An 8,992-nucleotide genomic window follows, 5' to 3' on the forward strand; every position below is an offset into this window, starting at 1 on the left:
CGAGGGAGCTTGCTCCCGCTCGGTTGCGCAGCAGCCGTAAAAATTTTAGGGTCGCTTCGCAACCCAGCGGGAGCAAGCTCCCTCGCCACAGGGTCACTCTGACTCAACACTCAACCGCACTCACCGCCAACCCACCCCGCGACGTCTCTTTGTATTTATCATGCATATCCGCGCCGGTATCGCGCATGGTGCGGATTACCCGATCCAGCGAGATGAAATGCTGACCATCCCCACGCAGCGCCATTTGCGCCGCATTGATCGCCTTCACCGCGGCAATCGCATTGCGCTCGATGCACGGCACTTGCACCAGCCCGCCCACCGGATCGCAGGTCAACCCAAGGTTGTGTTCCAGACCAATTTCCGCTGCGTTGCACAGCTGCTCTGGCGTAGCACCCAGAATCTCCGCCAACCCCGCCGCCGCCATGGCGCAGGCCGAGCCGACCTCGCCCTGGCAGCCGACTTCCGCGCCGGAAATAGAAGCGTTTTTCTTGCACAAGATCCCCACCGCCGCAGCGCTGAGGAAGTAGTCAACGACATTAGCCTCGGTCACCACTTCGCTGAACTTCATGAAGTAGTGCAACACCGCCGGAATGATCCCCGCCGCGCCATTCGTCGGTGCCGTCACCATGCGCCCGCCGGCAGCGTTTTCTTCGTTGACCGCCAGGGCGAACAGGTTGACCCATTCCATCGCGCTGAGTGTCGAGCCGATCACATTGGGCTTGCCGAGCTCCTGCAAACTGCGATGCAGTTTTGCCGCGCGCCGCCGCACATTCAGGCCGCCCGGCAGGATGCCTTCGTGCTTGAGGCCCTGCTCGACGCAATCCTGCATGGCACGCCAGAGCGTCATAAGGCCCGCGCGGATGTCTTCCTCGCTGCGCCAGACCTTTTCGTTCGCCATCATCAGTTCGGCAACGCGCAGGTTGTGCTGCTTACACAGGCTGAGCAGTTCAACCGCGCTTGAGAAATCGTAAGGCAGCACCGTGCGATCGAGGTCCACCACGCCACTCGACGCCTGCGCCTCATCAACCACAAAGCCGCCGCCGATGGAATAGTAGGTATTACGATGCAGTTCGCCGGCATCGCCTTCGGCAACCAGGGTCATGGCGTTGGGGTGGAAAGGCAGGTTTTCATCGATCAGGCGCATGTCCTGCGCCCACGTGAATGGCACCGAAAAGCGACCGTCGAGCAGCAGCGTGTCGGTTTCCCGCAGCGTGGCAATGCGGATGCCGATTTGCGACGGGTCGATGGCGTCCGGCCATTCGCCCATCAAGCCCATGATCACCGCGTTGTCGCTGCCGTGACCGATGCCGGTGGCGGACAGCGAACCAAACAGCTGAACTTCGACGCGCCGTACTCGCTCCAAAAGACCCTGCTCGCGTAAACCTTGCACGAACAGCGCTGCAGCGCGCATGGGTCCCACAGTGTGCGAGCTGGAAGGGCCGATGCCGATTTTGAACAAGTCGAAAACGCTGATAGCCATGACTGCAAAACTCCAGGATGTGCCAACTCCAGGCGCAAAAGCGCCCGGTGACGGAGCTGCTACGCTCAAGCTGCAATCCGTCGGAATGGCCGCATCATCGGGCTTTTACCAGGTCGTGCGGCGTCTGACACCGACGCAATCATGCCCACTAACGCCGCACGGGTGTGAAGCGCCGTTTTCGCCGTTTTCTGTTGATCCGTCACGCTGATCAGGGCTGAAAAAAGCTGTAAACGACGTCACCGACACTGGATGCGACCATCCCTGTACTGGTTACGACGCTCCCTGTAGGCGTCAGATTTTCACTGGTACATGATCGTATCGACTCGATTGCAAGGCGCCGTGGTAGAGATGTCTTCAAAACGCCATCCAACCGCAACCTATAAGTGCGGTGGTCCAGTCGGAACACTGCCAAAAAAAACACCAAGGAGTCCATCCATGAAAGGTTCCCCGTCGTTGTTGTTGGCCGCCATGCTAAGTCTGCCGGCTCTGGCGCAAGCTGCAGAGCCGGCCCAATGCAGCACCGTAAATTTCTCCGATGTCGGCTGGACTGACATTACCGTCACCACCGCCACCACCAGCGTCGTGCTCGAAGCCCTCGGCTACAAAACCAAAACCACGATGATTTCCGTGCCGGTGACGTACAAATCCCTGGCCGACGGCAAGAACATGGACGTGTTCCTCGGTAACTGGATGCCGACCATGGAAAACGACATCAAGGCCTACCGCGATGCCGGCACCGTGGAAACCGTGCGCGCCAACCTCGAAAACGCCAAGTACACCCTCGCCGTGCCGGAAGAGTTGTATAACAAAGGGCTCAAGGATTTCGCCGACATTGCCAAGTTCAAAAAGGAACTGGACGGCAAGATCTACGGCATCGAACCGGGCAACGACGGCAATCGCCTGATCCAGAGCATGATTGACAAGGACGCCTTCGGCCTCAAAGAAGCCGGTTTCAAGGTGGTCGAGTCCAGCGAGGCAGGCATGCTCTCGCAAGTCGATCGCGCCCAGCGCCGCAAAACCGCTGTGGTGTTCCTGGGCTGGGAACCGCACCCGATGAACACACGCTTCAAGATGAAATACCTGACGGGCGGCGACGAGTTCTTCGGCCCGAATTTCGGTCAGGCCACCATCTTCACCAACACCCGCAAGGGCTACGCCCAGGAATGCAGCAACGTAGGACAGCTGCTGAAAAACCTGGCGTTCACCCTCGACATGGAAAGCACGCTGATGGGCAACGTCCTGGACGACAAGATAAAGCCTAACGCGGCCGCCAAGGCCTGGCTGAAAAAGAATCCACAGGTGCTCGATACCTGGCTCGCTGGCGTAACCACCATTGACGGTAAACCAGGCCTGGAGGCCGTGAAAGCCAAGCTCGCTCAGCCTTGAATTCAGGAGCATCGCTTACGCCGGGCGACTTGTCGTCCGGGCTGTTTTTTCCTTGCATGCGGACGTTCACTACCATGCTGATTGATCAGAAAATCCCTTTAGGCCAGTACATCGCGGGCTTCGTTGAATGGTTGACGGACAATGGCGCCGACACCTTCGATGCCATCGCCATGTCACTGGAAACGATGATCCACGGCGTGACGTTCGCGCTGACCTGGTTCAATCCGCTGGCATTGATCGGCCTGATTGCGCTCCTCGCTCATTTCATTCAACGCAAGTGGGGACTGACCGTTTTTGTCATCGCCTCCTTTCTGCTGATCCTCAATCTGGGGTATTGGCAGGAAACCATGGAAACCCTCGCCCAGGTGCTGTTCGCCACCTTCGTGTGCGTGTTGATCGGCGTGCCGTTGGGCATCATCGCCGCGCACAAACCGATGTTCTACACCGTGATGCGGCCGGTGCTCGATCTGATGCAGACCGTGCCGACGTTCGTGTACCTGATTCCTACCCTGACCCTGTTCGGGCTGGGCGTAGTCCCGGGTCTGATTTCAACGGTGGTGTTCGCGATTGCCGCGCCGATCCGCCTGACCTACCTGGGCATTCGCGATGTTCCCCAGGAACTGATGGACGCCGGCAAAGCCTTCGGCTGCTCGCGTCGTCAATTGCTTTCACGGATTGAATTGCCCCACGCCATGCCAAGCATCGCGGCCGGGATCACCCAGTGCATCATGCTGTCGCTGTCGATGGTGGTGATTGCCGCACTGGTGGGCGCCGACGGCCTGGGCAAACCCGTGGTCAACGCACTGAACACTGCTGATATCGCCCTGGGCTTTGAAGCCGGCCTGGCGATCGTACTGCTGGCGATCATGCTCGACCGTATCTGCAAACAACCCGACGCTAAAGCAGGGGGTGACGCATGAGCATTATTCGCTTCGAAGACGTCGACGTAATCTTTACCAAGGATCCGCGTGAAGCGCTGAAACTGCTTGATCAAGGCATGACGCGCAATGAAATCCTGAAGAAGACCGGGCAGATTGTCGGCGTTGAAAAAGCCAGCCTGGACGTCGAAAAAGGTGAAATCTGCGTACTGATGGGCCTGTCCGGCTCCGGCAAATCCAGCCTGCTGCGCTGCATCAACGGGCTCAACACCGTTAGCCGTGGCAAGTTGTTCGTCGAGCACGAAGGCAAGCAGATCGACATCGCCTCTTGCACGCCGGCCGAGCTGAAGATGATGCGCACCAAGCGCATCGCGATGGTGTTCCAGAAGTTCGCCCTGATGCCGTGGCTGACGGTGCGCGAGAACATCAGTTTCGGTCTGGAGATGCAGGGTCGCCCGGAAAAGGAACGCAAGAAACTGGTCGATGAAAAACTCGAACTGGTGGGCCTGACCCAGTGGCGCAACAAGAAGCCCGATGAGCTTTCTGGAGGCATGCAACAACGTGTTGGCCTGGCCCGTGCGTTGGCAATGGACGCCGACATTTTGCTGATGGACGAACCGTTCTCGGCGCTTGACCCATTGATCCGCCAGGGCTTGCAGGACGAACTGCTGGAGCTGCAACGCAAACTGAGCAAAACCATCGTCTTCGTCAGCCACGACCTTGATGAGGCGCTGAAACTCGGCAGCCGCATCGCGATCATGAAAGACGGACGGATCATTCAGTACAGCAAACCTGAAGAAATCGTCCTCAACCCGGCGGACGATTATGTGCGTACGTTTGTTGCGCACACCAACCCGTTGAACGTCCTGTGCGGTCGCAGCCTGATGCGCACGCTGGACAACTGCAAACGCATCAACGGTTCGGTCTGCCTCGATCCGGGCGGTGATTCGTGGCTGGACCTGGCCGAAGGCAACACCATCAAAGGCGCTCGCCAGAACGGTGAAAGCCTCGACCTGCAGAACTGGATTCCCGGGCAAGCGGTAGAAGGTCTGGGGCGTCGGCCAACGCTGGTGGATTCCAACATCGGCATGCGCGATGCGTTGCAGATTCGCTATCAGACGGGCAACAAGCTGGTGTTGCACGACAACAACAAAGTGGTCGGGATCCTCGGCGACAGCGAGCTGTATCACGCGTTGCTGGGCAAGAATCTGGGTTAACCCCTCACACACAAAAACGCCGCGAGAGGATCGCGGCGTTTTTGTTTGTGCACAGGAATTGACGGCATGACTGGTTTTTGTGTCAACCCCCGATCCTGTAGGAGCCGGCTTGCTGGCGATAGCGGTTCGCAGGATTATCGCATCGCGGCCATCGCCAGCAAGCCGGCTCCTACAAAAGCAATTAGTCGGCCCTTAGCTATAAACCCGCCCAAGAAGCTGGCGATGGCTTTCAAACTGATCAAGCACATCCCGGGTGATCTGCTCCTGAGTGAAGCCCATCAGGTCGTAATCCTGGCTGCCGTTGTGCAGGTAAACCTCGGCGCGGTAATAACGGGCGCGCGCTTCGTCAGCACTTTCCGCCAACGCCGTGTCGCTCGCCGCCGCCAGATACCCATCCAGGCTCACCTCATACACAAACGGATTGCCCTCCTCCATCTCGATTCGCAGGCCCATGCAGCGCTTGGCCTTGCCTAGCAACGTCTGCACGTCCAGGCCTTGTCCACGCAGTTGCGCGGCGGCATCTTCCAGCGCCGGGCTGACCTGCTTGTCCATGAAACGCTGAACGATCGACTGGCTCGGTTGCAGGTCCAGTTGCGTCAGGCGCTCGCTGAAACCACGACGACCACGGGCGGCGAGTTCGGCTTGCTCCTGTTCGATCTGCACGTCCTGGCGCATGGCCTTGTGCAAACCGAACATGAAGACCACCAACACCACCGAGAACGGCAGCCCGGCCAGCACCACCATGGTCTGCATGGCTTCGAAGTTACCGGCAAACAGCAGACCGATGGTCACCAGGGTGATCACCACCGACCAGAAAATGCGCAACCAGTGTGGCGCATCCTCATCGACGTTGCCGCCCTTGCACGAAAGGTTCGCCATCATCACCGCGCCGGAATCCGCCGGGGTCAGGAACAGCACGAAACCGACGAAAATCGACACGCCAATCACAATCTTCGATGCCGGGTAATGCTCGAGCAATTGATAAATCGCCATCGACGGCTGTTCAAGGGCTGTTCTGCCAAGCTCCACCGCACCATGGTTCATCACCAGGTCCAGGGCCGAGTTGCCGAAAATCGACAGCCACGCCAGGGTGAAACCCAGCGGAATCAACAGCACGCCCGCGACCAGTTCTCGCACGGTACGACCGCGGGAAATACGCGCGATGAACATGCCCACGAACGGTGCCCAGGAAATCCACCAGGCCCAGTAGAACAAGGTCCACAGGCCCATCCAGCGCTCGGTTTTCTGCCCGTCGCCTTCGTACACATACAGGTCGAAGGTCTTCAGCACGATGCCGTTCAGGTAGTCGCCAACGTTTTGCACAAAGCCGTTAAGCAGGTGCAAGGTCGGCCCGAACAGCAGGACGAAAATCAGCAAGCCGCTGAACAGCACAATGTTCAGGTTGGACAGCCGACGAATGCCGTTTTCCACGCCAGATACGGCAGCGATGGTCGCCACGGTGCTCATCACAATGATCACGATCAACAGGTTGGTGTTGCTGTGTTCCATGCCGAACAGGTTTTCCAGCCCGGAGGACACTTGCAGCGAACCGATGCCCAGGTTGGTCACCAGCCCCAGCAGCGTCACGAACATGCCAAAGCCGTCCACCGCATGGCCGGCTGCGCCCTTGACCCAACGCTCGCCCACCAGTGGATACAACGCCGAACGCAGCGCCAGGGGCTGATTGTGCCGGTAAGCGAAATACGCCACCGCCAAACCCACCAACGCATAAATCGCCCAACCGTGCAGGCCCCAGTGCAGGAAGGTCAGCTGCACCGCCTGACGCGCAGCGGTGCCGCTGGCGGCCACGCCTTCGGGTGGATTGAAATAGTGATCAAGCGGCTCGGATGCGCCGAAATACAGCAGCGAAATGCCGATGCCTGACGAGAACAGCATCCCCGCCCACGCGCCGTAGCTGAAGTCCGGTGTATCGTCCTTGCTACCCAGTTTGAGTTTGCCGTACGACGAAAACGCCAGGCCGACTACAAACACCAGGTAAGCGGCGATCACCACCATGTAATACCAGCCGAAGCTGCGCGACAACCAGGCCTGAGCCGTGGCGAGCACTCTGCCGGCCTCTTGCGGGGCGATGATCAGGATGGCAGTCAGCAGCAGAATCAATGCGGTAGAGGTGTAAAACACCCAACCGTTAACCGTCACCTTCTCGGGCGGGGTCTTTATTAGAGAGGCAGAACTCATGGCACAGCGGCTCCGGCAGTACGAGAGAAGAACGCAAGGCAACGCATTACCCGAACCATCGGTGATTGGCAGCCGACGGACGGGTGATATAAAGACAGCCCGACAATGGCCGAAACCGCGAAAGCGCCGAGGCGTACAGGTTTCGAGCCGTTTGGGGAGTCGGATTTACGCCATTTACACGTAGGAAAAATCTGTAAGCAGCGACGATTTGTCGCAGAGCTTATTCTTTGTTGATTGAACGTTCAATCAAAACAAAATAGACTGGCCCTCAATCCGATAGACGCACGTCGTCTGCCGGAAGGCCTAAGGAGATGTGCAAGATGCCCAAGGTCGGTATGCAACCCATCCGCCGTCAGCAATTGATCGAAGCCACGATGCAGGCGGTAGATCAAGTCGGCATGGGAGATGCCAGCATTGCGCTGATCGCCCGTTTGGCCGGTGTCTCGAACGGCATCATCAGCCATTACTTTCAGGACAAGAACGGCCTGATCGCTGCCACGGCGCAGCACCTGATGAGTGTCCTCAGCGAGAACGTCACCGCGCGTCGTCAAGCGCTGACAGATGACAGCCCACGAGCGCATCTTCAGGTGATTATCGAAGGCAACTTCGACGCCAGCCAGGTCAATGGCCCGGCAATGAAAACCTGGCTGGCCTTCTGGGCCACCAGCATGCACCACCCGTCATTGCACAGGTTGCAGCGGATCAACGATCACCGCCTGTATTCCAACCTGTGCTGCCAGTTCCGCCGTGTATTGCCGCTCGATGATGCGCGCAGTGCAGCTCGCGGCCTGGCCGCATTGATTGACGGTTTGTGGTTGCGCGGAGCGCTGTCGGGAGATGCTTTCGACACTGCCCAGGCGCTCCGGATCGCTTACGAATACATGGATTTTCAATTGGCCAAGCAGGTGTGAAAACACAAGTGCGTAGGCCAAAAAAATGAAATACACCGCGGTTTAAAAACGTAGCGAGCGAAGGTAAGACAAGGCGAAAACTGACGAGTAAGCGGAGTTGACTTTAGTCAATGAGCATTACGAGGAAGTTTTCAACGCAGTATTACCGAGCGCAGTAGTTTTTAGCCCAACCACTTATGCACTTGCGAGGACACTATGGCCCGTTTCGAACTGCAAAAACTCTACATCGATGGCGGCTACTCTGACGCCAGCAGCGACGCCACCTTCGAAGCCATCAACCCGGCTACCGGTGAAGTCCTCGCAAACGTTCAGCGTGCGACCAAAGACGACGTTGAGCGCGCCGTGGTCAGCGCCGAAAAGGGCCAGAAAATCTGGGCTGCGATGACCGCCATGGAGCGTTCGCGCATCCTGCGTCGTGCCGTCGACATCCTGCGCGAGCGCAACGATGAACTGGCCGCCCTGGAAACCCTGGACACCGGTAAATCCTTCTCCGAAACCAAGTACGTCGACATCGTTACCGGCGCCGATGTGCTGGAATACTACGCAGGCCTGGTGCCGGCCATCGAGGGCGAGCAGATTCCACTGCGCGATACTTCGTTCGTCTACACCCGTCGCGAGCCGCTGGGCGTGGTCGCCGGTATTGGCGCGTGGAACTACCCGATCCAGATCGCCCTGTGGAAATCCGCACCGGCCCTGGCCGCCGGTAACGCGATGATCTTCAAGCCGAGCGAAGTCACTTCCCTGACCACCCTGAAACTGGCCGAGATCTACACCGAAGCGGGCGTGCCGGCAGGCGTGTTCAACGTATTGACCGGCAGCGGCCGTGAAGTTGGCACTTGGCTGACAGAGCACCCGCGCATCGAGAAAATCTCCTTCACCGGCGGTACCGACACCGGCAAGAAGGTCATGGCCAGCGCTTCA

At 58.6% G+C, this 8,992-nt stretch carries 7 protein-coding genes; 5 read left to right on the forward strand and 2 right to left on the reverse strand.

Annotated features, from left to right (window positions below):
- Positions 1-103: 103 nt before the first annotated feature.
- Entirely contained in the window at positions 104-1,480 is a 1,377-nt protein-coding gene (locus tag DU29_RS0120880) for an L-serine ammonia-lyase (protein WP_028623433.1), read from the reverse strand.
- 435 nt (positions 1,481-1,915) lie between these two features.
- Here DU29_RS0120880 and DU29_RS0120885 point away from each other — a divergent pair, with 435 nt between their 5' ends.
- The 3 genes from DU29_RS0120885 (at position 1,916) to choV (ending at position 4,961) form a co-directional block, all read left to right on the forward strand.
- Complete coding sequence (locus DU29_RS0120885) at positions 1,916-2,866, forward strand: choline ABC transporter substrate-binding protein (RefSeq protein WP_028623434.1); 951 nt, start codon at positions 1,916-1,918, stop codon at positions 2,864-2,866.
- 74 nt (positions 2,867-2,940) lie between these two features.
- On the forward strand, positions 2,941-3,786 hold the full coding sequence (gene choW, locus DU29_RS0120890) for a choline ABC transporter permease subunit (protein WP_028623435.1): 846 nt from the start codon (positions 2,941-2,943) through the stop codon (positions 3,784-3,786).
- Positions 3,783-4,961 (forward strand): choline ABC transporter ATP-binding protein, encoded by a 1,179-nt coding sequence (gene choV, locus DU29_RS0120895; RefSeq protein WP_028623436.1) that lies wholly within the window; start codon positions 3,783-3,785, stop codon positions 4,959-4,961. Before choW ends, choV begins: the two co-directional genes overlap by 4 nt.
- A 192-nt stretch (positions 4,962-5,153) precedes the next feature.
- Here choV and DU29_RS0120900 read toward each other — a convergent pair whose 3' ends face one another.
- Complete coding sequence (locus DU29_RS0120900) at positions 5,154-7,103, reverse strand: BCCT family transporter (RefSeq protein ID WP_236645635.1); 1,950 nt, start codon at positions 7,101-7,103, stop codon at positions 5,154-5,156.
- A gap of 377 nt (positions 7,104-7,480) precedes the next feature.
- Here DU29_RS0120900 and betI point away from each other — a divergent pair, with 377 nt between their 5' ends.
- Complete coding sequence (gene betI, locus DU29_RS0120905; RefSeq protein WP_028623438.1) at positions 7,481-8,071, forward strand: transcriptional regulator BetI; 591 nt, start codon at positions 7,481-7,483, stop codon at positions 8,069-8,071.
- A gap of 195 nt (positions 8,072-8,266) precedes the next feature.
- Positions 8,267-8,992: aldehyde dehydrogenase family protein (locus DU29_RS0120910; RefSeq protein ID WP_028623439.1), on the forward strand; the 726-nt coding region annotated here is incomplete at its 3' end.

Origin of the sequence: Pseudomonas sp. Ant30-3, assembly GCF_000690905.1 — a bacterium.
Classification (GTDB): domain Bacteria; phylum Pseudomonadota; class Gammaproteobacteria; order Pseudomonadales; family Pseudomonadaceae; genus Aquipseudomonas.